The 26,187-nt window shown below is 67.4% G+C and carries 26 protein-coding genes and 1 pseudogene; 17 read left to right on the top strand and 10 right to left on the bottom strand.

The features are described 5' to 3' along the window. Positions 1-6: 6 nt before the first annotated feature. Both BLU08_RS00350 and BLU08_RS00345 read right to left on the bottom strand, forming a co-directional pair. Positions 7-1,104: a cysteine desulfurase family protein gene (locus tag BLU08_RS00350; protein WP_090193916.1), complete on the bottom strand. Its 1,098-nt coding sequence runs from the start codon at positions 1,102-1,104 to the stop codon at positions 7-9. Beyond that, positions 1,101-2,093, bottom strand: a complete 993-nt coding sequence (locus BLU08_RS00345; RefSeq protein ID WP_233996169.1) for an aminotransferase class V-fold PLP-dependent enzyme — start codon at positions 2,091-2,093, stop codon at positions 1,101-1,103. Before BLU08_RS00345 ends, BLU08_RS00350 begins: the two co-directional genes overlap by 4 nt. A gap of 191 nt (positions 2,094-2,284) precedes the next feature. Here BLU08_RS00345 and BLU08_RS00340 point away from each other — a divergent pair, with 191 nt between their 5' ends. Further along, positions 2,285-2,941 carry an alpha/beta hydrolase gene (locus BLU08_RS00340; RefSeq protein WP_090193912.1) on the top strand — a complete coding sequence of 219 codons (657 nt, stop codon included), beginning with the start codon at positions 2,285-2,287 and terminating at the stop codon, positions 2,939-2,941. A 24-nt stretch (positions 2,942-2,965) separates the two neighbouring features. Here the strand turns inward: BLU08_RS00340 and BLU08_RS00335 are convergent, their stop codons facing one another. After that, complete coding sequence (locus BLU08_RS00335; protein ID WP_090193910.1) at positions 2,966-3,181, bottom strand: hypothetical protein; 216 nt, start codon at positions 3,179-3,181, stop codon at positions 2,966-2,968. Positions 3,182-3,269: 88 nt separating this feature from the next. On the opposite strand from BLU08_RS00335, the gene BLU08_RS00330 reads away from it, so the two are divergent. The 3 genes from BLU08_RS00330 (at position 3,270) to BLU08_RS00320 (ending at position 7,425) form a co-directional block, all read left to right on the top strand. Continuing rightward, positions 3,270-3,659, top strand: a complete 390-nt coding sequence (locus BLU08_RS00330; protein WP_090193908.1) for a DUF3597 domain-containing protein — start codon at positions 3,270-3,272, stop codon at positions 3,657-3,659. 74 nt (positions 3,660-3,733) lie between these two features. Beyond that, positions 3,734-5,623 carry a DUF885 family protein gene (locus BLU08_RS00325; protein WP_090193906.1) on the top strand — a complete coding sequence of 630 codons (1,890 nt, stop codon included), beginning with the start codon at positions 3,734-3,736 and terminating at the stop codon, positions 5,621-5,623. Between the two features lie 104 nt (positions 5,624-5,727). Further along, the gene (locus BLU08_RS00320; RefSeq protein ID WP_090193905.1) at positions 5,728-7,425 is read left to right on the top strand and encodes a site-specific DNA-methyltransferase; all 1,698 of its coding nucleotides are present in this window, start codon (positions 5,728-5,730) and stop codon (positions 7,423-7,425) included. A gap of 23 nt (positions 7,426-7,448) precedes the next feature. Here the strand turns inward: BLU08_RS00320 and BLU08_RS00315 are convergent, their stop codons facing one another. Both BLU08_RS00315 and BLU08_RS00310 read right to left on the bottom strand, forming a co-directional pair. Further along, positions 7,449-7,808 carry a hypothetical protein gene (locus tag BLU08_RS00315; protein WP_090193902.1) on the bottom strand — a complete coding sequence of 120 codons (360 nt, stop codon included), beginning with the start codon at positions 7,806-7,808 and terminating at the stop codon, positions 7,449-7,451. A gap of 107 nt (positions 7,809-7,915) precedes the next feature. Then, positions 7,916-9,523 (bottom strand): phosphoenolpyruvate carboxykinase, encoded by a 1,608-nt coding sequence (locus BLU08_RS00310; protein ID WP_233996025.1) that lies wholly within the window; start codon positions 9,521-9,523, stop codon positions 7,916-7,918. 350 nt (positions 9,524-9,873) lie between these two features. Between BLU08_RS00310 and BLU08_RS00305 the strand changes: the two genes are divergently transcribed. Genes BLU08_RS00305 through BLU08_RS00275 form a run of 7 tightly spaced genes read left to right on the top strand, consistent with a single transcriptional unit; the run spans position 9,874 to position 15,436 of the window. Beyond that, positions 9,874-10,680, top strand: a complete 807-nt coding sequence (locus tag BLU08_RS00305; RefSeq protein ID WP_090193896.1) for a response regulator transcription factor — start codon at positions 9,874-9,876, stop codon at positions 10,678-10,680. After that, a complete protein-coding gene (locus BLU08_RS00300; RefSeq protein WP_233996024.1) occupies positions 10,673-12,325 on the top strand; it encodes a HAMP domain-containing sensor histidine kinase in 1,653 nt (550 codons plus the stop codon). Before BLU08_RS00305 ends, BLU08_RS00300 begins: the two co-directional genes overlap by 8 nt. Positions 12,326-12,333: 8 nt before the next feature. Beyond that, on the top strand, positions 12,334-12,789 hold the full coding sequence (locus BLU08_RS00295) for an HPr kinase/phosphorylase (protein ID WP_233996023.1): 456 nt from the start codon (positions 12,334-12,336) through the stop codon (positions 12,787-12,789). 55 nt (positions 12,790-12,844) lie between these two features. Next, positions 12,845-13,789, top strand: coding sequence for an RNase adapter RapZ (rapZ, locus tag BLU08_RS00290; RefSeq protein WP_090193891.1), 945 nt, complete (start codon positions 12,845-12,847; stop codon positions 13,787-13,789). 58 nt (positions 13,790-13,847) lie between these two features. Then, a complete protein-coding gene (locus tag BLU08_RS00285) occupies positions 13,848-14,285 on the top strand; it encodes a PTS sugar transporter subunit IIA (protein WP_090193887.1) in 438 nt (145 codons plus the stop codon). Between the two features lie 41 nt (positions 14,286-14,326). Continuing rightward, positions 14,327-14,617, top strand: a complete 291-nt coding sequence (locus tag BLU08_RS00280) for an HPr family phosphocarrier protein (RefSeq protein ID WP_090193884.1) — start codon at positions 14,327-14,329, stop codon at positions 14,615-14,617. 18 nt (positions 14,618-14,635) lie between these two features. Further along, positions 14,636-15,436, top strand: coding sequence for an RNA methyltransferase (locus BLU08_RS00275; RefSeq protein WP_090193881.1), 801 nt, complete (start codon positions 14,636-14,638; stop codon positions 15,434-15,436). Between the two features lie 273 nt (positions 15,437-15,709). Here BLU08_RS00275 and rmuC read toward each other — a convergent pair whose 3' ends face one another. Then, complete coding sequence (gene rmuC, locus BLU08_RS00270) at positions 15,710-17,125, bottom strand: DNA recombination protein RmuC (RefSeq protein ID WP_090193879.1); 1,416 nt, start codon at positions 17,123-17,125, stop codon at positions 15,710-15,712. Positions 17,126-17,663: 538 nt separating this feature from the next. On the opposite strand from rmuC, the gene BLU08_RS00265 reads away from it, so the two are divergent. Next, entirely contained in the window at positions 17,664-18,077 is a 414-nt protein-coding gene (locus BLU08_RS00265; protein ID WP_090193875.1) for a four-helix bundle copper-binding protein, read from the top strand. A gap of 127 nt (positions 18,078-18,204) precedes the next feature. Here the strand turns inward: BLU08_RS00265 and BLU08_RS00260 are convergent, their stop codons facing one another. Beyond that, positions 18,205-18,777, bottom strand: coding sequence for a peptide deformylase (locus BLU08_RS00260; protein WP_090193873.1), 573 nt, complete (start codon positions 18,775-18,777; stop codon positions 18,205-18,207). A gap of 57 nt (positions 18,778-18,834) precedes the next feature. Next, complete coding sequence (gene recR, locus BLU08_RS00255) at positions 18,835-19,431, bottom strand: recombination mediator RecR (protein ID WP_090193871.1); 597 nt, start codon at positions 19,429-19,431, stop codon at positions 18,835-18,837. 53 nt (positions 19,432-19,484) lie between these two features. Here recR and fmt point away from each other — a divergent pair, with 53 nt between their 5' ends. Genes fmt through BLU08_RS00240 form a run of 3 tightly spaced genes read left to right on the top strand, consistent with a single transcriptional unit; the run spans position 19,485 to position 22,303 of the window. Continuing rightward, positions 19,485-20,390: a methionyl-tRNA formyltransferase gene (gene fmt, locus BLU08_RS00250; RefSeq protein ID WP_090193869.1), complete on the top strand. Its 906-nt coding sequence runs from the start codon at positions 19,485-19,487 to the stop codon at positions 20,388-20,390. 30 nt (positions 20,391-20,420) lie between these two features. After that, positions 20,421-21,194 (top strand): tRNA pseudouridine(38-40) synthase TruA, encoded by a 774-nt coding sequence (gene truA, locus BLU08_RS00245; RefSeq protein ID WP_090193867.1) that lies wholly within the window; start codon positions 20,421-20,423, stop codon positions 21,192-21,194. Then, the gene (locus tag BLU08_RS00240) at positions 21,191-22,303 is read left to right on the top strand and encodes a zinc-binding dehydrogenase (protein ID WP_090193865.1); all 1,113 of its coding nucleotides are present in this window, start codon (positions 21,191-21,193) and stop codon (positions 22,301-22,303) included. The genes truA and BLU08_RS00240 overlap by 4 nt, the downstream gene beginning before the upstream one ends. A 112-nt stretch (positions 22,304-22,415) precedes the next feature. Here BLU08_RS00240 and BLU08_RS00235 read toward each other — a convergent pair whose 3' ends face one another. Together BLU08_RS00235 and BLU08_RS00230 are read right to left on the bottom strand one after the other, a co-directional pair. After that, complete coding sequence (locus BLU08_RS00235) at positions 22,416-23,627, bottom strand: MFS transporter (protein ID WP_197676884.1); 1,212 nt, start codon at positions 23,625-23,627, stop codon at positions 22,416-22,418. A 20-nt stretch (positions 23,628-23,647) separates the two neighbouring features. Beyond that, a pseudogene (locus BLU08_RS00230) lies at positions 23,648-23,824 on the bottom strand (transposase); the annotation flags it as partial. A 113-nt stretch (positions 23,825-23,937) separates the two neighbouring features. Between BLU08_RS00230 and istA the strand changes: the two are divergent. Both istA and istB read left to right on the top strand, forming a co-directional pair. Then, the gene (gene istA, locus BLU08_RS00225) at positions 23,938-25,452 is read left to right on the top strand and encodes an IS21 family transposase (RefSeq protein WP_090193857.1); all 1,515 of its coding nucleotides are present in this window, start codon (positions 23,938-23,940) and stop codon (positions 25,450-25,452) included. Next, on the top strand, positions 25,439-26,167 hold the full coding sequence (gene istB / locus BLU08_RS00220; protein WP_090193854.1) for an IS21-like element helper ATPase IstB: 729 nt from the start codon (positions 25,439-25,441) through the stop codon (positions 26,165-26,167). The genes istA and istB overlap by 14 nt, the downstream gene beginning before the upstream one ends. Positions 26,168-26,187 lie beyond the last annotated feature (20 nt).

The following is a 26,187-nucleotide window of genomic DNA, read 5'->3' as shown; positions in this document are numbered from 1 at the left end:
ACATCTTCACGGCCACTGCCCGCCGGCGGCCTCGATGATCGCGCGGGCAGCGCGTTCGATCTCGTCCCTGCTCGTGTAGCGCCCGAAGCCGAGGCGGATCGAAGCCCGGGCCTCGCGCTGCGTCAGTCCGATCGCGGTAAGGACATGGCTCGGCCGGCCCGATCCGCTGGCACAGGCGCTGCCCGCGGAGAACATCACGGTGCGGCAATCGGACATCAGGCGGGCCACGTCGAGCCCCTCTCGCCGCAGGTTGAGATTGCCGTGCCAGCGTTCGGTAGCGCTGCCGTTGAGCGTCCAGTCCGCGAAGAGTTCGCGCGCGCGGGCCCACAGGGCCTCGACATGCTCGGCATCGGCGGTCATGCGTTCCTCGGCGATCTGGGCCGCCGCGCCAAGCCCCGCGCACAGGGCGGGGGAAAGCGTGCCCGAGCGCAGGTGCGCCTCCTGCCCGCCGCCGAACATCAGCGGATCGGGTTCGACCCCGTCGCGCACCCACAGCGCCCCGATCCCCTTCGGCCCGTGGATCTTGTGCGCCGATATGGCGATGAAATCGGCGTCGAGCCCGGTCAACGGCACGCGGCCATAGGCCTGCACCCCATCGACCAGCACCAGCGCGCCCGCTTCGCGCGCGATCCGCGCGATCTCGGGCAGGGGATGGCGCGTGCCGATCTCGTTGTTGATCGCCATCGCCGCCACCAGCCCGGTCCCGGGGCCGATCGCATCCCTCAGCGCGGCGAGGTCCGCGCGCCCGTCCCGCTCGACCGGCAGCACGGTGAAGCCCCTTCCCGCCGCCTCCACCGCCTTCGCGCAGTCGAGCACGGCGGCGTGTTCGGTGGCGAAGGTCAGCACGTCGCCCCTAGTGCCCCTGAGCGCGGTGTTGAGCGCCTCGGTCGCGCCGCTGGTGAACACCACGCGCCCGCCCTTCGGCAGCAGCGCCGCGACCCGTTCGCGCGCAGTCTCCACCGCCGCCGAGGCCGAGCGGCCCATCCGGTGCGCGCTGTGCGGATTGCCGAAGCCGGTCCCCTCCGGCCCTTCGAGCCAGCGCAGCATCGCCTCGCGCGCTTCGGGCGCGAGCGGGGTCGTCGCCTGGTAGTCGAGGTAGATCATGTTCGCGCAAGCTCTTGCCAGTGCTCGCAGAAACGTTCCACCTCCTCGCGCGTCGTCGACCAGCCGAAGGAGACGCGGATCGTGTTCGCGGCGATCTTCGGATCGAGGCCCATCGCCTCGAGCACGTGGCTGGTCTTCATCGTGCCGGAGGAGCAGGCCGAACCCTGCGACACCGCGAAACCGGCCATGTCGAAGCGCATCACCTGTGCGCTGCCGCTCATCTGTGGCATGGCGAGCGCGCGGATAAAGGGCGTCGGGTCCGCAAGCCTGTCGGCAAGCCATGTCCCGCCAAGCGCGCGGCATTCCCCGGCCAGCGCATCGAGCGGTGCGAGCACTTCGGGTGCGAGGTAAAGACCGCCGCAGGCTTCCAGCGCCGCCGTCATGCCGAGCGCGCCAGGCAGGTTCTCGGTCCCGCGCCGATAGCCGCGCTCATGCCCACCGCTCGGCTCCAACATGGCGTAATCGCGGACCAGCAAGGCGCCCACGCCGATAGGCCCGCCGAACTTGTGCGCGGACACGATCGCCATGTCGCAGGCAGGCAGCGCGAACTTGCCCGCGCTCTGCGAGCAATCGGCAAGGAGCATCCCCCCCGCTTCGTGCACGATGGCACCGATCGCGGCGAGGTCCTGGCGGTTGCCGGTTTCCGAATTGACGTGCTGGACCGCGACCAGCGGGCGCTCGCGCCGGACCGCTTCGCGCAGGGAATCGAGATCGAGCGCGCCGTCGGGGCGCACCGGCAGGCGTTCGGCGTCGGGTGCGGCCTTGAGGATCGCATCGTGTTCGACCGCGCTCACCAGCCGGGCGCCCGCCTTCGCCCGCGTGAGCGCCAGTTCGGCGCTCTCGCTCGCCCCGCTGGTGAGAATCACTTCCCCCTCCCAGCCGAGCGCCGCCTTGATCCGCTCGCGCGCATCCTCCAGCGCGGCCTTTGCCTTGCGCCCCTCGGCATGGGGAGAGGAGGGGTTCGCCCACCGCGCGAAGCCTTCCGCCATCGCCGCCTGCGCCTCGGGACGCAGCGGCGAGGTCGCGGCATGATCGAGATAGATTCGCCTCACCCCAGGCTCACCCGACAAAAAATTGCGAAAACGGCATCGAACCCTATATAGAGCGCGCTTTCGCGGGGACCAACCGGTCGCCCGCCCGTCAGTCTTTTCACCGCCCATACCAGCAAGGTCACACCCGGATGCCCTCAGTCATCTTTCCCGGCCCCGAAGGCCGTCTCGAAGGCCGTTTCTCCCCGCCGCCGCGCCCGCGCGCGCCCGTCGCGCTGATCCTTCACCCGCACCCCGAAGGCGGCGGCACGATGAACGACCGGATCGTGCAGCGGCTCTACAAGACCTTCGCCGACCGCGGATTTGCCACCTTGCGGTTCAATTTCCGCGGAGTCGGGCGCAGCCAGGGGAGCTTCGATTCGGGCGTGGGCGAACTTTCCGACGCAGCCTCGGCGCTCGACTGGGTGCAGTCGATCCATCCCGAGGCGCAGACGACCTGGGTCGCGGGCTATTCCTTCGGCGCGCTGATCGGGATGCAGCTGCTCATGCGGCGCCCGGAAGTGCGCGGCTTCATCTCCGTCGCGCCGCCCGCCAACATGTACGATTTCTCCTTCCTCGCCCCCTGCCCGGCGAGCGGGATCTTCGTCCAGGGCGCGGCCGACACCGTGGTCCAGCCCGCCGCGGTGCAGAAGCTGGTCGAGAAGCTTCGCACGCAGAAGCACATCACCATCCACCACGAGGAGATCCCGCGCGCCAACCACTTCTTCGAGAACGAGCTCGAGGAACTGATGGGGTCGGTCGACAACTACCTCGATTTCCGGCTTTCGCCCGATTGTCCGATCAAGTGAGAGCATGAGGGCAGGCGGGGAGGATCAACCCGCCCCGCCCTGCTCCAGCCCTTCGAGCGGGCTCGTCCCGTCCGAGGTCGGCACGGTCCAGATCAGCACGTTCACGACCGCGATCAGCGCGAGTAGCACCATCAGCGCGGGGTTCCTGACCTCGCCCGTGCGCCGCCACAGCACGAAGGCGCCCGCCAGCAGCGCCAGCGCCGCCAGCATCACGATCGAGAGCACGATATCGGTCGTCATAGCCTGCTGCCTTGCGCCTGCCTCGACACGGAACTGGAACATGCACGCCCTAAACCCCGAGGCGGGGTCGCCGGACGAGGAGGGTCATATGGGTATTTTCAGTTCGATCAAGAATGCGATCTGGGGTTCCGACGAGGAAGACGAGGCGCAGGACAAACCGCAGGAACCGGCAAGCCCCGCGGCAAAACCCGCCGCCGCGCCCGCGCCGGTCAGGCCCGCCCCGATGAGCGAAGTCGATGTCGCCTTCAAGCTCGATTCGATGGACGGCGCGGACCGGCTCAACTGGCGGACCTCGATCGTCGACCTGATGAAACTGATCGGCCTCGATGCGAGCTATGCCAATCGCAAACAACTCGCCGCCGAAATGGGGATGAACGATTATTCGGGCGAGGCGGAAGAGAACATCGCGCTCCACAAGGCGGTGATGACCAGGCTTGCCGAAGCGGGCGGCCGCGTCCCCGACGATCTCAGGGACTGACGCGCTCCCTGCGTCGCGCGCGATCCGGGCGGCGCGATTGACACCGTGCGGGCGGGCATTAACACCTCGCCCCCATGAGAGAGCGCAGCCCCGCCGCCATCGCGGCCCGTCCCGTCAGCCGCCGCCAGATCCTCGCCGGGTTCGGCGGCGCCTCCGCGCTCGCGCTGCTGCCCGGCTGCGCCGCGCGGATGTCCGAGCCCGCCCTGACCGAGGCGCCGCCCGCCTCGCTCGGGCCGGACCGGATGCTCGACCGGATCGCCTATGCGATGCTCGAACACGAACCGGCGCGGGCTACCGGGCTCGGCGTCGACACCGGCGAGCGGGCCGATTGGCGCGGGACCTTCGGCACGCCCGGCGCGGAGGGGCGCGAGGCCTATGCCGCGACGCTCGCCCGCCTGCTCGAGGAGGCGCGCGCCTATCCGCGCGAGGGGCTGACCGCCGACCAGCGGATCGGCTTCGAAGTGGTCGAAACCGCCTTCGCCAGCGCATTGGAAGGCATGGCCCTGCCCTATGGCGAGGTCGCGGTCGGCTCGTGGCGCAACGCGCCCTATGTCGTGATCCAGAACGTTGGCGGATATATCGACTACCCGCGCTTCTTCGGCTCGACCCAGCCGGTGCGATCGGATTCGGACGTCCATTTCTACCTCAACCGCCTGTCCCAGGTGCCCGCCATCCTCGATGCCGAGCGCGAACGGATGCGCGAGGCGCGCGGGCTCGGCGTGGTGCCGCCCGACTTCCTGCTCGACAAGGCGATCGCCCAGATGGAAGCGAGCATCGCCGCGGCGGCCGATGGCGCTGCCTATGCCGACCCGCTGGCCGAAGGCATCACGAAGAACGTAAGCGAAGGCTCCTTCGACGAACAGGTGGAGATGGCGCGCGAAATCACCCGGCTCGACATCGCCCCCGCGCTCGCCCGCCAGCTCGAGGAGCTGAAGGCCCAGCGCGCCGCCGCGACTTCGGATGCCGGGATGTGGGCGCGCCCGCGGGGCGAGGAATGGTACGACTGGGCGATCCGCGCCTCGACCACCACGAACCTCTCGCCGGACGAGATCCACCGCCAGGGCCGCGAGGAGCTGGCCGAACTGCACGGGAAGATGGACCCGATCCTGCGCGAGATCGGCTACACCAAGGGTTCGGTCGGGGAGCGGATGCAGGCGCTTTCGCAGGATCCGCGCTACCAGTTCGCGCCGGGCGATCCGGGGCGGGCCGAGATCATGGCCTTCATCCGCGAGAGGATCGACTGGATCACCGCGCAGATGCCGCGCGCCTTCACGCAACTGGTCGATCCCAACCTCGAAGTGCGCCGCCTGCCGCTGGCCGAGGAACCGGGCGCGCCGGGGGCCTATGGCGGGGCGGGCAGCAAGGACGGGACCATCCCCAGCCGGATGTGGATCAACCTTCGCACCACCGACCTTCACCGCAAGTACGACCTGGCCGACCTCACCTTCCACGAGACGATCCCCGGCCACGTGTGGGAGGGCGAATTCTCGAACCGCCTGCCGCTGATCCGATCGATCCTCGCCTTCAATGCCTTTTCCGAAGGCTGGGCGCTCTACGGCGAACAGCTCGCGGACGAACTGGGCGCCTACGACGATTTCAAGGTCGGGCGATTGGGCTACCTGCAAAGCCTCGCCTTCCGCGCGTGCCGGCTGGTGGTGGACACGGGCCTCCACGCCAAGCGCTGGACCCGCGAGGAAGGCCGCCGCTTCTTCGTCGAGGAGAACGGGTCGAAGCCCGAGGAAGTCGCCTCCGAAGTCGATCGCTATTGCAGCTGGCCGGGGCAGGCCTGCGGCTACAAGGTCGGCCATTCCGAGATCGTCCGCCAGCGCGCGCGGGCGCAGCGGGAACTGGGCGGTGCCTATGACATGAAGGCGTTCAACACCGCCGTCATCATGGGCGGGAACGCGCCGCTGAACGTGGTCGAGAACACCGTCAGCCGCTATATCGCGGGCGCGCGCGGGTAAGGGGTTCTTGCGGGCGGGGCGAGGCATCCCCCCGATTCGCCAATGCCGGCTTGACCCCGGCGCGCGCTTGCTGCTGTTTGCGGGCGACAGGTCAGGGGGACGCGATGACCAACACGCTCTATTACGGCAACAATTTCGATGTGCTGCGCGAACACATCGCAGATGAGAGCGTGGACCTCATCTATCTCGATCCGCCGTTCAATTCGAACGCCAATTACAACATCCTTTTCAAGTCGCCGGAAGGCCAGCAATCCGACGCCCAGATCGAGGCGTTCGAGGATACGTGGCACTGGAACGACACGGCAGAGGCCGCTTTCGACGAGGTGATGAAAAGCGGCAATTCCGATGCCTTCGAATTGCTGCGGGCGATGCGCGGGTTTCTCGGCGAGAACGACATGATGGCCTATCTCGCCATGATGGCGGTGCGGCTGATCGAATTGCACCGGGTGCTGAAGCCGACGGGTTCGCTCTATCTGCACTGCGATCCGACTGCGAGCCACTACCTCAAGCTGCTGCTGGATGGGGTGTTTGGGCCAGTCAATTTCAGAAATGAGATAATTTGGCGGCGAACAAATGCCCACAACAAGCTGAGCCGCCAATTTGGCCCTATCCACGACACCATTCTCTTCTACTCGAAGTCGAGTGATTTCACTTTTCATCCCGGACGGAGGCCGCAGTCACGCGCTTACGTAGAAAAATCCTTTCCGTCTGTAGACGAGCGCGGTCGGTATCAATCGAATGTTCTTACCGGTGCAGGGACGCGCACTGGCGATAGCGGCAAGCCATGGCGTGGATACGACCCAACTCCGCGAGGGAGGCATTGGGCAATTCCGAAAAAGCTTGGAGACGAGGTTCCATCGGGCTTGCCCCTTACAGCGATCTTGGATGCACTCGATGAGAAGGGACTCATCTTGCATCCCAAGAGTGCAGGCGCATTGCCCAGATACAAGCAGTATTTGGACACAGCAGACGGCACTTTATTCCAAGATATCTGGGCCTATCAGCCGGGGACAAAAGGCTGCCTCGTTGGCACTGACGAGGGAATCGACGAAGATGTGAAGTGGCTCGATGCGGGGGGCGAGAAAATGCCTTATCCGACGCAGAAGCCCGTGGGGCTGCTTTCTAGGATTATCGAAGCCTCCTCAAACGAGGGCGACGTAGTGCTCGATCCCTTCTGCGGCTGCGGCACCGCCGTTCACGCCGCCGAGAAGCTGGGCCGCAAGTGGATCGGGATCGACGTGACCCACCTCGCCATCGGCCTCATCGAAAAGCGCATGAACGAAGCCTTCCCCGGCCTCGAATTCGAGGTGAAGGGCCGCCCGCAATCGCTCGCCGCCGCGCAGGACCTCGCCCGCCGCGACAAGCACCAGTTCGAGCTATGGGCGCTTTCCATCATCGAAGCCGTGCCATGGAAAGGCGGGCGCAAGGGCGCGGATGGCGGCATCGACGGCATCATCTATTTCAAGCCCGACGGCAAAAAGACCGAAAAGGCCATCGTCGAGGTCAAGGGCGGCGCGGTCGGCGTCAAGGATATCGGCCGACTGGCGCAGGTCATGGACCGCGAGAACGCCCCGCTCGGCGTGTTCCTGACCGCCCAGCCGCCGACCCGCGCGATGGAACGCGACGCGGCAGCGGTCGGCGTGTGGGAAAACGAATATACCGGGCGCACCCATCCGCGCCTGCAAATCCTGACGCTGGCCGAACTGTTCCAGAACAGGCGGCCCGATATTCCGTGGGTCGATACGTCCGGCCAGAAAAAGGCCAGGCGCGAGGACAGGACCGAACAGGGCAAGCTGCTCTGATCGGTCGGCCTGCGCGCTCCGCCTCAGCCCTTCCCGCCGAACAGACCCTTGGCGAGGCCGGCGATGTCGTCCATCGGACTGCCGTCGCCGTCGAAATCGAGCAGGTCGACGAGCGAGGACGGGTCTTCCTGCACCATGCGGGCGAATTCGGAAAGCGAGCCTTCGCCCCCGACCGCCGCGACGATCTGCGACAGGACGCCGGTGTCGAGCCCGGTCCGCGCCGAGGCCAGTTCGACCGTGTCGCCATCCATCTGGTGGGTCTGGCCGAGCACCGCGATCGCCTTTTCCGCGAGCGCGGGGTCGATCCCGACCTTGCTCGCCAGGTTCGCCACGTCGTCGGGCGCACCGGTGATGTTCTTCAGGATACCGTCAAGCACGCTCATACCTGTCCTCCCCTCAAGTCCCTCGCGGGATTCGCGGGGGAGATGATGGCACGCTTCGATGACCGCGCAAAGACGCCCCGCGCCGCGCGGGCGGTGGGCGCAGCGGGTCAGGCCGCGGCCGGAGCCGCCTGGCGCACGCCTTCGTCGACGTGGGCCTCGAACTCGGCGAAATTGTCGATGAAGAGCCGCACCAGCTTCGCCGCGGTCGCGTCGTAGTCGGCCTTGTCCGCCCAGGTGCTGCGCGGGTCGAGGATCGACTGCTCGATCCCCGCCTCGGACAGGGCCGGGACCGAGATCGGCACGTCGAAGCCGAAATTGGGATCCTGCCGGAACTCGACGTGTTCGAGATCCCCGTCGAGCGCCGCGTTGAGCAGCGCGCGGGTCGCCTTGATCGGCATCCGCTTGCCCACGCCGTACTTGCCGCCGGTCCAGCCGGTGTTGATCAGCCAGCACTGCACCGAACCCTTGGCGATGCGCTCCTTCAACAGGTTGCCGTAGACGCTCGGATGGCGCGGCATGAACGGCGCACCGAAACAGGTCGAAAAGGTCGCCTCGGGCTCGGTCACGCCGATCTCGGTCCCGGCGACCTTGGCGGTGTAGCCCGACAGGAAGTGATACATCGCCTGTTCGGGCGTCAGCCGCGCGATCGGAGGCAGCACGCCGAAGGCATCGGCGGTCAGCATCACGACGTTCGACGGCACCGGGCCGAGATTGTCCTTGCTGGTGTTCGGGATGAAATCGATCGGATAGGCCCCGCGCGTGTTCTCGGCGAGCGAGTTGTCGTCGAAATCGAGCTCGCGCGTGTCGGGGTCCATCACCACGTTTTCGAGCACGGTGCCGAAACGGCGGGTGGTGGCGTAGATTTCCGGCTCGGCCTCTTCGGAAAGGCGGATCATCTTGGCGTAGCAGCCGCCTTCGAAATTGAACACCGCGGTGTCCGACCAGCCATGTTCGTCGTCGCCGATAAGGGTGCGGCTGGCATCCGCCGAAAGCGTGGTCTTGCCCGTGCCCGACAGGCCGAAGAACACGCTGGTCCTGCCGTCGGCGGAGATGTTGGCCGAACAGTGCATCGGCATCACGCCGCTCGCCGGGAGCAGGTAGTTGAGGATGCCGAAGACGCTCTTCTTCATCTCGCCCGCGTATTTCGTGCCGCCGATGAGGATCAGCTTCTCGGAGAAATTGACCGCGATCACGGTCTCGCTGCGGGTGCCGTGCCGTTCCGGGTCCGCGCGGAAACTGGGCAGGTCGATGATCGTGTATTCGGGTTCGAACCCGGCCAGTTCCTCGCGCGTGGGGCGCACCAGCAGGGTGCGGATGAACAGGTTGTGCCAGGCAAGCTCGTTGACGACGCGCACGTTGACGCGGTGTTCGGGCTGCGAGCCGCCGAACAGGTCGGCGACGTAAAGCCGTTCCTTCCCGGCCAGCGCAGCCATGAAATCGGCCTTGAGCGCGGCGAAATGTTCGGGCGTCATCGGGACGTTGACCTTGCCCCACCACACGCTGTCGGCAGTTTCGGCATCGCGGACGATGAACTTGTCCTTCGCGCTGCGCCCGGTATGCGCGCCGGTCCTGACGACCAGCGCCCCGTGCTTCGAAAGCGAACCCTCGCCCGAAGCAATCGCCGCTTCGACGAGTTCAGGAGTGCCGAGGTTGGGACGGATTTCGGCCGAGGTTTCGATGCCCTGGCCGGCAAGCGGAAAAGCGAGCGGGGTCAACTTCTGGGTCTCCTGAACGGGAACGCGCTGGTGCGGACGGGTCCTTGCATGGCATGAGGACCGGCAGGCGCCCCTCGCTCTCCGCGACGGCGAAGCGACTCGGTGCGGTCCGGCCCCCCTTGCGCCATTCGGCATAGGGGCGCCTCGCCGCTCCGTCAAACCGGGCTGCGCCGGCCCGCCCGGCGGGCCGCGCAAAGCGCCGCGCCGCACGGTGCGCCCGCCCGGCGGCGTTGTCTTGGCCGGGCGCCCGCGCTAATCAGGCAAAGGCCCGATGCCCGCCGAGCAGCCCTGCGAGAGCCCGTGACGGCGCTCGCCAGCCGGGGCCGCGCGGGCTCGAAAGGAAGGACCCGATGTCGAGCAGCCATGACGAGGTCGGCCACAGCCCGGCCGGCACCCCGCGCCCCGCCGACGCCGGCGAAGTCGGGACGGCTGCCGCCCCGCGCAGCGGCGCGGCGATCGCGCTGGTCGACGATGATCGCAACATCCTCACCACGGTCTCGATCGCGCTCCAGGCCGAAGGCTTCGTCACCCGGCTCTATTCCGACGGCGAGACGGCGCTGAAGGCGCTGGTGGACAATCCGCCCGACCTCGCCGTGTTCGACATCAAGATGCCCAAGATGGACGGGATGGAACTGCTCCGGCGCGTGCGCGAACATTCGGCGCTGCCGGTGATCTTCCTCACCAGCAAGGACGACGAGGGCGACGAGGAGGCGGGGCTCGAACTGGGCGCGGACGACTACATTTCCAAGCCCTTCAGCCAGCGCCTGCTGATCGCGCGGATCAGGGCGATCCTCAGGCGCGCCGAACCGGCCCGTGGCGGCCGGGGCGAAGGCGGCGAGGCGGAGCCCGGACATCCGATCATCGCGCGCGGGCGGCTGTTCATGGATCCCGCGCGCCACCACGTCACCTGGGACCAGCGCCCGGTCAGCCTGACCGTGACCGAGTTCCTCATCCTCGAGGCGCTCGCCGCGCGGCCCGGCGTCATCAAGAGCCGCAACCAGTTGATGGACGCGGCCTATCCCGACGACGTCTTCGTCGACGACCGCACGGTCGACAGCCACATAAAACGGATGCGGCGCAAGTTCCGCAGCGTCGATCCCGAATTCGGCGCGATCGAGACGCTCTATGGCGCGGGCTACAGCTTCAATGATGTCTGACCGCCGCCGGTCCGACCACAGGGCGGCCACCCGCATGACCTCGCCCGCGCGGGTGCTTGGCCGCCTGCCCCCGGGCGCGCGGCGCGGCGCGGGCGAGAGCGCGGCGAGCGTGCGCGTCGGCGAACAGTTCACGACAACCGGCCGTTTCGCGCTGACCGCGCGCATCCTCGTGGTCAACATCCTGCCGCTGGTGCTGCTGGGCGGCGGGCTGTTCTACCTCGACGGCTACCGCACGCAGCTCATCAACGAACGCTTCAAGATGGCGCGGATCGAGGCCCAGATCACCGCCGAGGCGCTCGCCGGGGCGACGCGCGAGCGGCAGGAAGCGCTGCTTGTCCAGATCGGCAAGGAACAGCGCATGCGCCTGCGGATGTTCGACGCCGAGGGGCGATTGTGGGCCGACAGTTTCGCGCTGGCCGAGCCCGCCTTCCAGTTCAACGACATCACCGACGACAGCTGGGACCAGCAATTCGCGCGCTGGCTCGACCGGACGGTGGACACGATCGTCGCGGCCGAGCCGGTGCAGGACTATGTCGAGCCCGAAGCGCAGGAGGCCGATGCCTGGCCCGAGCTCGCCCAGGCGCGCGAGGAAGGGGTGAGCCAGGTGCGCCTCTACGACTGGCGCGACGGGACGCCGGTCATCACCGCGGCCGCGCCGGTCGGCCTCAACGGAGCCACCCTGCTGACGGTTCGCAACGCGGTCGACATCACCGAGAGCGTGCGCGCCGCACGCTCGACGCTGGGCATCGCGGTGCTGTGCGTGCTCGCCGCCTCGATCCTGCTCTCGCTGTTCCTCGCCCGCACCATCGTCACCCCGCTGCGCCAGCTCGCCAAGGCCGCGATGCGCGTGCGCGCCGGGCGCGAGCGCGAGGTCGAGGTCCCGCGCCTGCCCGAAAGGCGCGACGAGATCGGCCTGCTCGCCCGCGCGGTCTCGGACATGACGGGCGCATTGCGGCACCGGATCGACGCGGTCGACAGCTTCGCCGCCGATGTCGCGCACGAGATCAAGAACCCGCTCGCGTCCCTGCGCAGCGCGATCGAATCGCTGCACCGCGTCGATGACCCCGGGCTGCGCCGCGAGCTCGAACAGATCGCCACCCACGACGTGCGCCGGATCGACCGGCTCGTCTCGGAAATCTCGGACGCAAGCCGGATCGACGCCGAGATGAGCCGCGCCACGCTCGAACGCATCGACCTGGCCGATCTCGTGCGCGCGATCATCGGCAGCCGCGAACACCGCTCCGAAAACGAGGGCCGCCGGATCGAGCTCGTCGCGCACGGATTCGCGCCGATCGTCGCGGGCGTGTGCGCGCGGCTCGAACGGGTGGTCGAAAACCTGCTCGACAACGCCGTCTCCTTTTCGCCGCCCGACGCGCCGATCGAGGTCGGGATCGACAATGACGGCGAATGGGTCACCCTGACCGTGTGCGACTACGGCCCCGGCATCCCCGAGGACGCGCGCGACAAGGTGTTCCAGCGCTTCCACTCGGTCCGGCCCGAGCAGGAGGATTTCGGAAACCATTCCGGCCTCGGCCTCGCCATCGCGCGCACCATCGCGGAGGCGCATGACGGCACGCTGCGCGCCGAGGCCCGCCCGGACGGCCGGGGCGGCGCGTGCCTGCGCCTGCGCCTGCCCGCCGCCTGATCCCCCGCATGGCCGAACAGCCGGGCATGGTGCTGCAGGCGAGCGCGGTCGCGATCGCCGGGCGCGCGCTGCTGATCGAGGGCGCGCCCGGGAGCGGCAAGTCGAGCCTCGCGCTCGCCCTGATCGACCGCGGAGCGGGGCTGATCGGGGATGACGGCGTCACCCTTACGCGCCGCAGGGACGGTACGCTCGTTGCCGCGCCGCCGCCGCATATCGCCGGGCTGATCGAACTGCGCGGGATCGGCATTGTCAGGGTGGAACCCGCGCCGCCCTGCCCGGTCGCGCTGATCCTCACCCTGCCTGCGCCGGACGACGCGCCGCCCGAACGCCTGCCCGAACGCGCCGCACGTCGCACCCTTTTCGGCTGCGAGATCCCCGTGCTCGCCTTCGACCCCGGCACGGTCGCGCCCGCGGCAAGGGCGGAATGGGCGCTGCGGATCCATGGTCTTGCCCCGCCCGCATGAGGGCGCGCGAAAAAGGCGCTTCCCATCGCGCCGCGGCGGAGCGAAAAGGCGCGCGATGACCAGCCCCAGCGAACAGGAACCCGGCCGGGCCGAAGGTGCCGACGCGCCGCAGCGCCTGCTGCTCGTCACCGGGCTTTCGGGCGCGGGCAAGTCGACCGCGCTCGACGTGCTGGAAGACCTCGGCTGGGAGACGATCGACAATTTCCCGGTGCGGATGCTCAAACGCCTCGTCGCCCGACCGGGGGAGGAGCCGGGCCGGCTCGCGATCGGTTTCGATTCGCGCACGCGCGGCTTCGTCCCGGCCGACGTCATCGCGCTGGCCAAGGACCTTTCGGAACGCGGCGATCTTTCGACCAGCTTCATGTTCATCGACTGCGCCGATGTCGAGCTCGAGCGGCGCTACAACGAGACGCGCCGCCGCCACCCGATGGCGCAGGGCCGCCCCGTGCTCGACGGGATCGCGGCCGACCGCGAACTGCTCGAGCCGCTGCGGCGCTGGGCGGACATCGTGATCGATACGACCGCGCTCTCCTCGAACGACCTGCAGGGCCGCGTGCGCGAGCTGTTCGGCGATGACGGCGCGGACGAGACGACGCTCACCATCTCGAGCTTCGGCTTCGCGCGCGGGATGCCGCCGCTCGCCGACCTCGTGTTCGACATGCGCTTCCTCGACAACCCGCACTGGGTCCCCGGCCTGCGCGAACTGACCGGGTGCGACGCACCCGTAGGCGCGCACATCGAACGGGATCCCGCCTTCGCCGACGCCTTCGCGCGCATCCGCGACCTCCTGCTCACCCTGCTCCCGCGCTACCGCGCGCAGGGCAAGTCCTATGTCCACGTCGCTTTCGGCTGTACCGGGGGAAGACACCGCTCGGTCTACACCGCCGAGGCGATGGCGCGGGCCTTGCGTAGCCACGGATTTTCGCCCACTGTACGCCACCGAAATCTCGGCTCGCGCACGACGGACGAACTGGAACGCCGCCAGGCGGGGTCGAAATGACGGTCCACCTCTCAAACGAGGCGCGCCAGGCGCCCGCAAACACGGATTCTTATCCCGCATGATTGGTCTGATACTGGTCACCCACGGCCGCCTTGCCGACCAGTTCGTCGAGGCGATGGAGCACGTCGTCGGCCGGCAGGACGGGATCGTCACGGTCTGCATCGGCCCGAATGACGACATGGAACAGCGCCGGGCCGAAATCGCGCAGGCGATCACCGGCGTCGATGCGGGGGCGGGCGTCATCATCCTCACCGACCTGTTCGGCGGGACGCCCTCGAACCTCGCGATCTCGCTGCTCGATGCGGGCCGGGTCGAGGTGATCGCGGGGATCAACCTGCCGATGCTGATCCGCCTCGCCGGAGCGCGCAAGACGATGGGCGTGGTCGAGGCGGTCGAGGCCGCGCAGAGCGCCGGGCGGACCTACATCACCGTGGCGAGCGAGCTGCTCGGCGACGATTCGCGCACCCCGCGCAAGGCGAGCGGAGGCTCGGGCTAGCGGCGCGCAGGCTTGAACGAGGCCAGGGAGAGGGCCGCAGGATGAACGAGAACCGGACCGAAATCCGCCGCACGATGACGATCGTCAATCGCCGCGGCCTCCACGCCCGGGCGAGCGCGCGCTTCGTCGGGGCGGTGAACGCGCTGCCCGACGGGGTGGAGGTGCGCGTCGCCAAGGACGGCAACAGCGCCGCCGGGGGCTCGATCCTCGGCCTGATGATGCTCGGCGCGGCGAAAGGCGACACGGTCGAACTGATCGTCGCGGGCGAGGAGGCGGAGCGCGTGATGGAAGACCTCGCCGCGCTGGTGGAAAGCGGCTTCGGCGAGGACTGACCGGCCGCGGATCCCACCATGCGACGCCACATCACCGGTTTTTCCAATCCCACGGTCAAGCACCTGCGCAGCCTGCGCGACCGCAAGCACCGCCGCCGCGCGGGCGAGTTCCTGGTCGAGGGGCTGCGCCTGCTCGAGGATGCGCGCTCGAGCGGCAGGGTGCCGCGCCTGCTCGTCATGGCCGAGGAGCGCGAGCCGCACGAACTGCTCGCCCGGCTCGAACGGGAGGTCGAAGCGGCGGGCGGAGAGATCGTGACGACCACGCCCGACATCCTTTCGAAGATCACGGGCAAGGCCAATCCGCAGGGCGTGGCGGGCGTCTTCGCCGAATGGGACACGCGGCTCGACCGGCTCGAGCGCAGCGTCGCGCCGATCTGGCTGGTGGCGCAGGAGCTGCGCGACCCGGGCAATCTCGGCACGATGCTGCGGACGGGCGATGCGGTCGGCGCGGGCGGGCTGATCCTGGTGGGCGACTGCGCGGATCCCTTCAGCGCGGAGGCGGTGCGGGCGAGCATGGGGGCGGTATTCACGCAGCAGGTGGCGCGGGCTTCGTGGGAGGAATTCATCGGCTGGCTGCGGGCAGGCGAAGGCCAGCTCGTCGCCGCGTCGCTGCGCGAGGCCGTGCCCTATCGCGGCGCGGACTACCGCAGCCCGTGCTTCCTCCTCGTCGGCAACGAATCGCGCGGCCTGCCCGAGGACTACGAAGCCGAATGCGACCTGCGCGTGACCATGCCGATGCGCGGCCGGGCGGATTCGCTCAACGCCGCGGTGGCGGGCGCGGTTCTGGCCTACGAGGCGCTGGCGGCGCTGGAGGGGTGAGCGGCCAGAAAAGGTGACAAAGGTTACACCGTGTAAACTTGTTTCAGGGCGGATTTCCTGTTTGAATTCAGGGTCATGGCCCGGAATTCGGCAATGCGACGAACATGGGAAACGGGCGCGTTTCTGCCGCGCCGGGCAGGTCCCGGCCGAAAATCGGGCGGTTGCGGAGGGTGGGAAAGAGCAAGGCCCGTCATCGCGTCCCGGCAGGCAGTAGGCCGGCAGGCAGTAGGAAAGCCCTGCCCTTCCCGCCGCCGCCGCCGCCGCGACGCAGGGCTACTCCGCCGCGTCGCGGTCCGCCGGGAGCGCGGGATATTCCGCCTCGACCGCCTTCGCGTCCTCGGCATTGTAGCGCGGCGCGGCCTCGACCAGGGGGACCTCCTCGATCTCCTTGGCGATCTCCAGCCCCTTCTCGGCCATGCGGCGGCCCGAGGTCAGCACGTTGCGCTCGAAACTGCCGACGAACTTGTTGTAGTTGTTGACCGCGGTTTCGAGCCCGCCGCCCACCCGCTTCATGTGCTCGGCCGCGACCCGCAGGCGGTCGTAAAGCTCCGCGCCCATCCGGCCGATCTCCGCCGCCTCATTCGCCATCTTGTCCTGCCGCCAGACCTGCGCGACCGTGCGCGCGATCGCGACGAGGTTGGTCGGCGTCGCCAGCAGCACCTTGTTGTGGAAGGCGAAGTCCCACAATTCCGGATCGTGTTCGAGCGCGGCGGCGACGAAATGCTCACCCGGCACGAACATGACGACATAGTCGGGCGCGTCCTCGAACTGGCTCTGGTAGCCCTTGGACCCGAGCGTCTGGACGTGACCGCGCATCGACTTCGCGTGGCGGTCGAGATGGCGCTTGCGCTCCGCATCGTCGTCCGCCTCGAACGCGGCCTGGTAGTGGATGAGGGACACCTTGGCGTCGATCACCAGCTTCTTTTCGCCCGGCACCCGGACGATCGCGTCGGGCCGCAGTCGGCCCTCGCCCGTGTCGATCGACTGTTCGAGCAGGAAATCGGTGTGCTGCGACAGGCCGCATTGTTCGAGCACGTTCTGCAGCGCCCGTTCGCCCCAGCGCCCGCGCGCCTTGGGCGCGTTGGTGAGCGAATTGCCGAGCCGCTCCGCCTCCTTGCGGACCTGTTCCTGCGACACGCGCATCAGCTCGATCTCGCGGTTGAGGCTGGAAAAGGCATCGGCGCGCTGTTTCTCCAGCGTTTCGACCTGGCGTTCGTATTTCTCGAGCCGCTCGCTCACGGGCTTGAGCAGGTTGGCGACCGCCTCCTTGTGCTGCGACTGCGCCTCGCCCAGCCGCTTGGTCGCCTCGCTGTCGAACCGCGCGCGCGCGGCCTCCAGCACCTTTGCCCCTGTGTTCTCGAATTCCTTGAGCAGTTTCTCGCGCGATTCCTCGAGCAGGCGCTTCTGCTCCTCGAACCCGGCGCGTTCCGCCCGGTAGGTCGCGTTTTCGGCGCGGGCCTTGTCCAGTTCATCGGCCAGCCGGCCGGCCTGTCCGGCCCGCTCCTTCGCCCCGGCGAGCTCCACCTGCGCCTCGCCCAGTTCGGCCACCGCGCGCCTGAACTCCTCCTCCCGCGAAGCCAGCCGCGCGCGCAGATCGGCAAGCGGGCGCGCACCGAACCAATGGCCTACGACAAGGCCGAAAATGGCGCCGACCAAGAGCGCGGCGAGTGCGAGAATCGTGGGGTCCATAACACGTCCTTTAACCAGTCGGGTGATGGGCGTGCTCCACCACCCTGCTGGTTATCGAATGGCAAACCGCCAAACAAAATCAGCCTTTGCTTGCGCTTCGGTCTCGAAACCGAACTCCGATTGGCACACGCAGTTGCTCCCGTCGGACGAGAGTAACACCCAATAGCAAAGGCCGTTTAACCAGCGCAAAACGTGAGGGGGCAAAATCATGCCATCCTCCTCTTATGCGTGGTTTCGATTTGGCTGGAGTGCTGCGCGAAGCATCAGCTTGAAGATTTACGCTTTTCAACCCGCTAATACGCTCGCCTTCTTGATGGGCGTTCCGCAGGCAAAGTCTTACTCGCGTCGGTTCAGCATCGCATATCACGACGGACCTTAGCCGGTTGTCGTTTATCGCCCGACGGCATCAGTGATCGATAGGCGTCTCCTTCTCAATCTAGTTCACAAAACATACGCAGAACGCAGAGCGTGGCCAAGTGCCATCTCGGAACCTATCCCCGGCGCGGTTCGCTTCATCCACAAACAAGGAGCGAGCCCCATGTCGATCAAGGAAATGCTGAAGGAACACCCGCTCGAAGGCGGCGATCACGAGGACCGGCTGGGCGAGGCGGTGAAACACGCCATGTACGGCGCGGCGATCATGAACGCCTGCGCCGATGCCTGCCTCGCCGAACCGGACGCGCAGAGCCGCGCCGAATGCATCCGCCGCTGTCTCGATGCGTCGGATGCCTGCACCGCCTTCTACCGGGTCGCCTCGCGCCGGGTCGGCGGGCACGTCAAGACGGTCAAGGCGGCGGGCGCGGCGGCGATCATCGCCTGCGAAGAATGCCACGCCCTGTGCAAGCAGTATGACGAGGCCTATTGCCGGCGCTGCACGCGGATGTGCGAGGAAGTGATCGCCGACACCAAGGCCGCCGTGCAGGGCCTGATGGACAGCGAGGATGCGGACTAAGCACACGGCAAAGTCGCGCTGGCCCGGCGCAAAGCGCCGCAAGCGCGACTGCGCGCCCGCAGGGGCCCGTAGCGTAGCGAAGGAATAGCCCCGAGGACGAAGGCGCGGATGCGCCTTCGCAAACAAACTACGCCGCCTGGCGCAGTTTCTTGAGCTTCTTCAATGCCATCGACCGCTTGAGCCGCGACAGGTGGTCGATGAACAGGATGCCTTCGAGGTGGTCCATCTCGTGCTGGAGGCAGGTCGCCATCAGGCCGGTCAGGTGTTCCTCGTGCGTGTTCCCGTCGAGGTCCTGGTAGCGCACGGTGCAGGATGCGGGGCGGTCGACATCGGCGTAGATCTCGGGAACGGAGAGGCAGCCTTCCTGGTAGGTCGACAGCTCCTGCGCCGGGTCGAGGATCACCGGGTTGATGAAGACGCGCGGCTCCTTCCTCGTCGCCGGGTGGGTGTGCCTGTGCCCGTCATGGTCGCATTCCACGGGCTCCGCGTCCGGGTCTTCCGGCTGGAGGTCGATCACCAGCACGCGCTTGGGCACGCCGACCTGGATCGCGGCGAGGCCGATGCCGGGGGCATCGTACATGGTTTCGAACATGTCGGCGACGAGGGCGCGCAGGTCGTCGTCGAACTCATGCGGTTCGACCGGGGTCGAGACGATCTTGAGCCGGGGGTCCGGCACTTCGAGGATTTCGCGGATAGCCATGGCCCGTATTTAAGCCGGAGCGAGGATTTCTTCAATATGGCTGCGTTGCTGGATGCGCTAATCCAGCGGCCTCCTTGCCCTCAGCGCCTGGGCCAAGGTCCCTTCGTCGAGATAGTCGAGTTCCCCGCCGACCGGCAGGCCGTGGGCGAGCTGGGTGATGCGGACCTTGTGCGGCTCGAGCCGTTCGGCAAGGTAGTGCGCGGTCGTCTGCCCTTCGAGCGTCGCGTTCATGGCGAGCACCACTTCGTCGACCGCCCCGTTTTCCACCCGGGCGAGCAGCGCGGGGATCGCAAGGTCCTCCGGGCCGATCCCGTCCAGCGCGGAAAGCCTGCCGCCCAGGACGTGGTAACGCCCCTCGAACAGGCGCGCGCGGTCGAGCGCCCAGACATCGGCAACGTCCTCTACCACGCAGATCGCGCGTTCGTCGCGCTTCGGATCGGCGCAGATGCCGCAGGGGTTCTTCGTATCGACATTGCCGCAGGTGTCGCATTCGACCAGCGTCTGCGAAACCGCGTCCAACGCCTCGAGCAGGGCCGGCAGCGCGCCCGCGCGGTTCTTGACCAGCCACAGCACCGCGCGCCGCGCCGAGCGCGGGCCGAGGCCCGGCAGGCGGGCGAGCGCGCTGGCGAGGGTGTCGATCTCTTGCGATGCCATGGGGGGAGAGATAGGGGCGCTGCGAGGTTTCACAAAGCTCGGGCTCGGCTCTTATGCGCATCATCTTCATGGGAACGCCCGATTTCGCCGTCCCGGCGCTGACGGTCTGCCACGAGGCCGGGCACGAGATCGCCTGCGTCTATACCCAGCCGCCCGCGCGCGCCGGGCGGGGGAAGAAGCTGCGCCCCTCCCCGGTGCAGGCGAAGGCGGAGGAACTGGGCCTGCCGGTGCGGCATCCCCGGTCGCTCAAGGGGGCCGGGGAACAGGCCGAATTCGCCGCGCTCGGTGCGGACGTCGCGGTGGTCGCGGCCTATGGCCTGATCCTGCCGCGGGCGGTGCTCGATGCGCCGAGGCACGGCTGCCTCAACATCCACGCCTCGATCCTGCCGCGCTGGCGCGGGGCGGCGCCGATCCACCGCGCGGTGCTGGCGGGCGATGCGGAAACGGGGGTGACGATCATGCAGATGGAGGCGGGGCTCGATACCGGGCCGATGCTCCACGTCGTGTCCACACCGATCGCCCGCAAGACGACCGGGGAACTGACCGCCGAAATCGCGCAGATGGGTGCAGGGGCAATGGTGGACGTGCTCGCCGACCTTCCGGCCTTCCCTCCGCAGGCGCAGGACGAGGCGCTCGCCACCTATGCCCCCAAGATCGACAAGGCAGAAGCCCGCATCGACTGGACCGCCAGCGCCGAGGCGATCGAGCGGCAGGCGCGCGGCCTTGCTCCCTTCCCCGGCGCATGGTTCGAATTGGGGGAAGAGCGGGTCAAGCTGCTGCTGGCTGAACTCGCGGAAGGCTCGGGCCACCCGGGCGAAGTGCTCGATGCCGACATGACCATCGCCTGCGGCACCGGCGCGATCCGTCCGCTGCGCCTGCAACGCGCCGGGAAGCCCGCGATGAGCCGCGAGGACGTGCTGCGCGGGCGGCCCGCCGTGCCGGGGACGAGGCTTGGCTGACTCCCGAAGCGCAAGCAGGCGGGGCGAGAAGTGACCCGCTTCGCCCTCACCCTCGAATTCGACGGAACGCCCTTTCACGGGCTCCAGCGGCAGGCCCACGGGCCGAGCGTGCAGCAATCGCTCGAGGAAGCGATCCACCGGATCACCGGCGAGGAAGCCACGCTCCACAGCGCCGGGCGGACCGATGCGGGGGTCCATGCGCTCGCGATGCGAAGCCATGTCGATCTTGCCAAGGACATCGCCCCGTTCCGCCTGATGGAGGCGCTGAACGCGCACCTGCGGCCCGATCCGATCGCCGTGACCCATTGCGAGATCGTGCCGGACGACTGGCACGCGCGCTTTTCCTGCATCGGGCGGAGCTATCTCTACCGCATCGTCAATCGCCGCGCGCCGCTGACGCTCGGCAGGGGGCGGGCGTGGCACGTCGCCGCCGAACTCGATCCGCACGCCATGCACCGCGCGGCGCAGGCGCTGGTCGGACGGCACGATTTCACCACCTTCCGCAGCGTGCAGTGCCAGGCGAAGGATCCGGTCAAGACGCTGGACCGGCTCGATGTCACCGCGGCGCAGGGCGAATTCGGCCCCGAAATCCACGTCCGCGCCGAAGCGCGCAGCTTCCTGCATCACCAGGTCCGCTCGATGGTGGGATGCCTCAAGCTGGTCGGCGCGGGCACCTGGCCGGAACGTCGCATTGCCGCAGCGCTTGCCGCGCGCGACCGCGCCGAACTGGGGCTTAACGCGCCCCCCCACGGCCTCTACTTCGTCGAGGCGATCTATCCCGAACCCGGAGAGGAAACACGATGACGACGACCGGAAAACAGCTTTTCACCACCCTGACCGCCGACGGCAAGCTGACGCTCGAAGTGGCCGAGGCGACCTTCCCCGAGCCGACCGGCAACCAGGTGCTGGTCAAGATGGAGGCCGCGCCGATCAACCCGTCGGACCTCGCGATCCTGACCGGGGCGGCGGATTTCGACAACGCCGAATACTCGCCCGGCAAGGTCGTCGCCGCCATGCCCGAACCGTTCCTGTCGGGCCAGAAGGGCCGCCACGGCCAGCGCCTGCCTGCGGGGAACGAGGGCGCGGGCACGGTCGTCGCGACCGGGGACAGCGATGCGGCGAAGGCGCTGATGGGGCAGCGCGTCGCCTGCGTTCCGGGCACGGCCTTTTCGCAATACGCGATTGCCGATGCGATGATGTGCCTGCCCCTGGGCGATCACAGCGCGGAAGCGGGCGCGTCCTCCTTCGTCAACCCGATGACCGCGCTGGGCTTCGTCGAGACCGCGCGGATGGAAGGCCACGACGCGATCGTCCACCTCGCCGCCGCCTCGAACCTCGGCCAGATGCTGAACCGGATTTGCCAGGAGGACGGGATCAAGCTCGTCAACATCGTGCGGCGCGCCGAACACGTCGAACTGCTGAAATCGCAGGGCGCGCAATTCGTGGTCAATTCATCGGACGACGATTTCATGGACCAGCTGCGTTCGGCCATCGCCGAAACCGGCGCGTTCCTCGGCTTCGACCCGATCGGCGGCGGCAAGAACGCCGACCATGTGCTGAAAGCGATGGAACAGGTCGCCGCCAGCCAGATGAAGGAATTCTCCCGCTACGGCTCGAACCAGGACAAGAAGGTCTACATCTACGGCCGCCTCGACTTCGCGCCGACGATCCTGACGCCGTCCTACGGGTTGCAATGGACCGTCTCGGGCTGGCTGCTGACGCCCTTCCTCCAGCGCGCCGGGATGGAGACGGTGGTGAAGATGCGCCAGCGCGTGCTCGCCAACCTGACGACGACTTTCGCCTCGCACTACAAGACCAAGGTCGATCTGGAGGGGATGGTGACGAAGGAGGCGATTCTTGACTACCGCCGGATGAAGACGGGCGAGAAATACCTCGTCACGCCCTGGGGCTGATCGAGGCGCGCGCCCCCGCGAAGGCGGGGGTCGCCGCGCACTCGGCGAACGGCGGCTTTTGGTGAAGCGTCGGACTAGCGGGCTATGGCTGTTTGTGGGTGGAAAGCTTCCATCAGCGCTTGTGGGTTTCCGTCATGCGAACAGCCACCACGACGCCTGAGAGAAATGTCATGCCAGCAATCACGAGTGCGGCGTTGCCTAGGCCGAACCGGTCTGCAACCACGCCCGCAATGATGGCACCCGCTGCATAGCCAAGATCTCGCCAAAGCCGGTATACGCCCACAGCCGATGACCGCCACGATGGATGCGCCACATCACCGATCGCAGCAAGCAGGGTGGGATACACCATCGCCGTTCCCAACCCGAGCAAAACGGCACCGGTCGCAAACCCGGCAAAGGACCACCACAGCGCGATTGCGATGATACCCACGGCTTGCAGCCACATCCCGGAAGCGATGAGCCATTTTCGCCCCCAGCGGTCGGAGAGGCCACCAGTAATCAGTTGGGTCAGGCCCCACACCGCCGGATAAAGGGCTGCCAGAACGCCAACCGCGTCGAGCCCCAGACCGGCTGCTGCGAAGATGAGCGGGAACAGTCCCCACGCCAGACCATCGTTCAGATTGTTGACGAACCCGGCCTGTGTCGCAGATGAAAGGTTTCGGTCCCTCCAGGTCGCCAATCGGAAAATCTCTCCATTCGACGGAGGTTCGCTGAGCGTGCTGGCGGACGCTGCCTCATGGTCTGCGTGGCCTTTGGTTTCCTTGACGAGGAATACCGACAGAACGAACCCGAAAATCAGGAATATCACCCCGAGATAAAAGGGCTCCGGGCGCAGTCCGTAACGGGCCGCGATATAGCCGGTCCCCCATGCTGCGATGGCCACGGCAAAATAACCGGCAAATTCATTCAGCCCCATCGCAAGGCCACGGTTTCGCGGACCCGCCAGATCGATCTTCATGACTACAGCAGTGGACCAGGTCAGCCCTTGGCTCACTCCGAGAAAGACATTGGCAACAACCACCCAGTCCCAGCTCGGAGCCCACATCAGCAGAAATGGAACCGGAGCGGCAATGACCCACCCCGCCACGAGAACGGGCTTTCGCCCCCAACGATCACCCAACCGACCGGCAAAATAATTGGCAGCAGCCTTCGTGACACCGAAAACCGCGATGAACGAAAGAATTGCCGTCCGCTCGGCAAGCCCGAATTCTTGCTGGGCAAGCTCGGGCAGAATGCTCCGCTCGATCCCCACCATCCCGCCGACAAAGGCGTTGACGAGAACAAGAAGCAGGAACTGGGGCAGATTGGCGCGAAGCCCCAGCACGGGTTTTCTAGGCTCAGGACTCATTGCGGCAGCCAGAAGATGACGGTTGCTGCGATGCAGATGGCGGACATGAAGGTGTGCGCGCAGCGATCGTAGCGGGTGTGGATCCGGCGCCAGTCCTTGAGTTTGCCGAACATGTTCTCGACCTTGTAGCGTTGGCGATAGAGGGTCGTGTCGTGCGGGATGGGCACCTTGCGGTGTGGAACGGCGTGCAAAAGGGACCCCGTTAGCGGGGTGATCGGCGTCTAAAAGGGACCCCTCATTCTGATGGTGTAGCAGGCTGCCTGGTTTTCCAGGTGGTGAGATCGGGATGTTGGTTGTGGAGACGGTTGTTCGGATTCGGCGGGAGCACGCGGGCGGGAAGGCGATCAAGGCGATTGCGCGGGATCTGCGGTTGTCGCGCAAGGTGGTGCGCAAGGCGATCCGAGCGCCGGAAGGCGCATTTGATTATCGCCGCACGGTTCAGCCGCTGCCCCGGCTTGGACCGTTTCAGGAGCGGCTCGACGTGCTGCTGACGGAGAACGAGGCCCGGCCCCGGCGCGATCGGCTGCGCATGACCCGGATCCATGATCTGCTTTGCCGTGAGGGGTTCGAAGGTTCTTACGACGCGGTCCGACGTTACGCCCGGCGCTGGACGGAAGCGCGGCGCAAGGATGCGGGTGATGGGGCGCCTGCCTTCATCCCGCTCATGTTCAAGCCTGGCGAGGCCTACCAGTTCGACTGGAGCCACGAGGATGTGGAGATCGCGGGCAAGCCGATGCGGGTGAAGGTGGCGCAGATGCGGCTGTGCGCGTCGCGCGCGGTCTACGTCAGGGCCTATCCGCGCGAGACGCAGGAGATGGTGTTCGACGCCCATGCGCGGGGCTTTGCCTTCTTCGGCGGCGTGCCCCTGCGCGGCATCTACGATAACATGAAGACCGCGGTTACCACCGTGTTCGTCGGCAAGGAGCGGGTGTTCAACCGCCGCTTTCTGGTCATGGCCGATCATTACATGGTCGAGCCCACGGCCTGCTCCCCGGCGGCGGGGTGGGAGAAGGGTCAGGTTGAACACCAGGTTCAGACCATCCGAGGCCGCTTCTTCCAGCCTCGCCTGCGCTTTGCCAGCATCGAGGAGCTCAACGGGTGGCTGGAAGCTGAGTGCCTGAGATGGGCCGCAACGCACGCGCATCCCGAGCAGAAGGAGCTGACCGTTGCCGAGGCGCTGGAGCTCGAACGGCCAGCCCTGCAGCCGATGCTGGCACCGTTCGATGGCTTCCATGAGACCGCGCATGCCGTGACCGGCACCTGCCTGATCAGCTTCGACCGCAACCGCTACTCGGTCATGGCCAAGGCGGCGCGGCGGGCCGTCCAGGTCCGCGCCTATGCCGACCGCATCGTCGTGCGCCTCGGCGACGAGGTAATCGCAGAGCATGCCCGGCACTTCGGCCGCGACCGGACGATCTATGATCCCTGGCATTACCTGCCCGTTCTGGCCAACAAGCCCGGCGCTCTGCGGAACGGCGCACCCTTCCAGGGGTGGGACCTGCCACCGGCACTGACGCGGTTGCGGCGCAAGCTGGGCAGCGGTGATGAAGCCGACCGCCGCTTCGTGCGCGTGCTGGCAGCCATAATGACCGATGGCCTCGAAGCGGTCGAGGCCGCGGTCCGGGAGGCGCTCGATGCCGGCGCCGTCAGCGACGAGGTCATCCTCAACATCCTGGCCCGATACCGGGACCCGCCATCCGAGCGCCCCCTGGACGTGGTCGTCGATCTCAAGCTCAACCATCCGCCGATCGCGGACTGCGCGCGCTACGATACGGTGCGAGGCCTTGATGCAGCGGCATGAGATGATCGAGGCGATGCGCGCACTCGGCCTCAAGGGCATGGCCGGCGCGTTCGACGAGGCGGTCACCACCGGGCTGCAGCGCAAGCGCACGACCCACGAGATCCTGACCGACCTGCTGCGCGCCGAAGCCGCGCATCGTCATGCCGCCTCGATCCGTTACCGCATGACCGCAGCCAAGCTGCCTGTAATCAAGGACCTCGACGCCTTCGCGTTCGAGGGCACCCCGATCAACGAAGAGCTGGTGCGCTCCCTGCACGCAGGTTCGTTCCTGCCCGGTCGCCGCAACATCGTGCTCATCGGCGGCACCGGGACGGGCAAGACCCATCTGGCCACCGCGATCACCGCCAGCGTCGTGCGTGCTGGCGCTCGCGGGCGCTACTTCAATACGGTCGATCTCGTCACCCGGCTCGAGGAAGAAGCTCGCATCGGCAAGGCTGGCGCCATCGCCGCCCAGCTCGGCAGGCTCGATCTCGTGGTGCTCGATGAACTGGGCTATCTGCCGTTCGCCCGATCAGGCGGGCAGCTCTTGTTCCATCTGATCAGCAAACTCTACGAGCAGACCTCGGTGATCATCACCACCAACCTCGCCTTCGGCGAGTGGCCCACCGTCTTCGGCGATCCCAAGATGACCACCGCGCTGCTCGACCGCATCACCCACCATTGCGATATCGTCGAGACCGGCAACGACAGCTGGCGCTTCAAAAACCGCAGCTGACCCGATCAGAAAACCGACTT

It is taken from the genome of Erythrobacter sp. HL-111 (assembly GCF_900105095.1).
Taxonomy (GTDB): Bacteria; Pseudomonadota; Alphaproteobacteria; order Sphingomonadales; family Sphingomonadaceae; genus Erythrobacter.
This window is presented reverse-complemented; position numbering and strand designations above follow the sequence as displayed.

Bases quoted from the DNA above. Each gene is read 5' to 3' on its own strand.
- BLU08_RS00275 (WP_090193881.1), top strand. From the start codon at position 14,636: ATGCGACGCCACATCACCGGTTTTTCCAATCCCACGGTCAAGCACCTG.
- BLU08_RS00345 (WP_233996169.1), bottom strand. From the start codon at position 2,093: ATGGCGGAAGGCTTCGCGCGGTGGGCGAACCCCTCCTCTCCCCATGCC.
- istA (WP_090193857.1), top strand. From the start codon at position 23,938: ATGTTGGTTGTGGAGACGGTTGTTCGGATTCGGCGGGAGCACGCGGGC.
- BLU08_RS00260 (WP_090193873.1), bottom strand. From the start codon at position 18,777: ATGGCTATCCGCGAAATCCTCGAAGTGCCGGACCCCCGGCTCAAGATC.
- recR (WP_090193871.1), bottom strand. From the start codon at position 19,431: ATGGCATCGCAAGAGATCGACACCCTCGCCAGCGCGCTCGCCCGCCTG.
- BLU08_RS00300 (WP_233996024.1), top strand. From the start codon at position 10,673: ATGTCTGACCGCCGCCGGTCCGACCACAGGGCGGCCACCCGCATGACC.
- BLU08_RS00320 (WP_090193905.1), top strand. From the start codon at position 5,728: ATGACCAACACGCTCTATTACGGCAACAATTTCGATGTGCTGCGCGAA.
- BLU08_RS00305 (WP_090193896.1), top strand. From the start codon at position 9,874: ATGTCGAGCAGCCATGACGAGGTCGGCCACAGCCCGGCCGGCACCCCG.
- BLU08_RS00350 (WP_090193916.1), bottom strand. From the start codon at position 1,104: ATGATCTACCTCGACTACCAGGCGACGACCCCGCTCGCGCCCGAAGCG.
- BLU08_RS00315 (WP_090193902.1), bottom strand. From the start codon at position 7,808: ATGAGCGTGCTTGACGGTATCCTGAAGAACATCACCGGTGCGCCCGAC.
- BLU08_RS00285 (WP_090193887.1), top strand. From the start codon at position 13,848: ATGATTGGTCTGATACTGGTCACCCACGGCCGCCTTGCCGACCAGTTC.
- rmuC (WP_090193879.1), bottom strand. From the start codon at position 17,125: ATGGACCCCACGATTCTCGCACTCGCCGCGCTCTTGGTCGGCGCCATT.
- BLU08_RS00335 (WP_090193910.1), bottom strand. From the start codon at position 3,181: ATGACGACCGATATCGTGCTCTCGATCGTGATGCTGGCGGCGCTGGCG.
- BLU08_RS00295 (WP_233996023.1), top strand. From the start codon at position 12,334: ATGGCCGAACAGCCGGGCATGGTGCTGCAGGCGAGCGCGGTCGCGATC.
- fmt (WP_090193869.1), top strand. From the start codon at position 19,485: ATGCGCATCATCTTCATGGGAACGCCCGATTTCGCCGTCCCGGCGCTG.
- BLU08_RS00240 (WP_090193865.1), top strand. From the start codon at position 21,191: ATGACGACGACCGGAAAACAGCTTTTCACCACCCTGACCGCCGACGGC.
- BLU08_RS00330 (WP_090193908.1), top strand. From the start codon at position 3,270: ATGGGTATTTTCAGTTCGATCAAGAATGCGATCTGGGGTTCCGACGAG.
- BLU08_RS00325 (WP_090193906.1), top strand. From the start codon at position 3,734: ATGAGAGAGCGCAGCCCCGCCGCCATCGCGGCCCGTCCCGTCAGCCGC.
- istB (WP_090193854.1), top strand. From the start codon at position 25,439: ATGCAGCGGCATGAGATGATCGAGGCGATGCGCGCACTCGGCCTCAAG.
- BLU08_RS00280 (WP_090193884.1), top strand. From the start codon at position 14,327: ATGAACGAGAACCGGACCGAAATCCGCCGCACGATGACGATCGTCAAT.
- BLU08_RS00265 (WP_090193875.1), top strand. From the start codon at position 17,664: ATGTCGATCAAGGAAATGCTGAAGGAACACCCGCTCGAAGGCGGCGAT.
- rapZ (WP_090193891.1), top strand. From the start codon at position 12,845: ATGACCAGCCCCAGCGAACAGGAACCCGGCCGGGCCGAAGGTGCCGAC.
- BLU08_RS00340 (WP_090193912.1), top strand. From the start codon at position 2,285: ATGCCCTCAGTCATCTTTCCCGGCCCCGAAGGCCGTCTCGAAGGCCGT.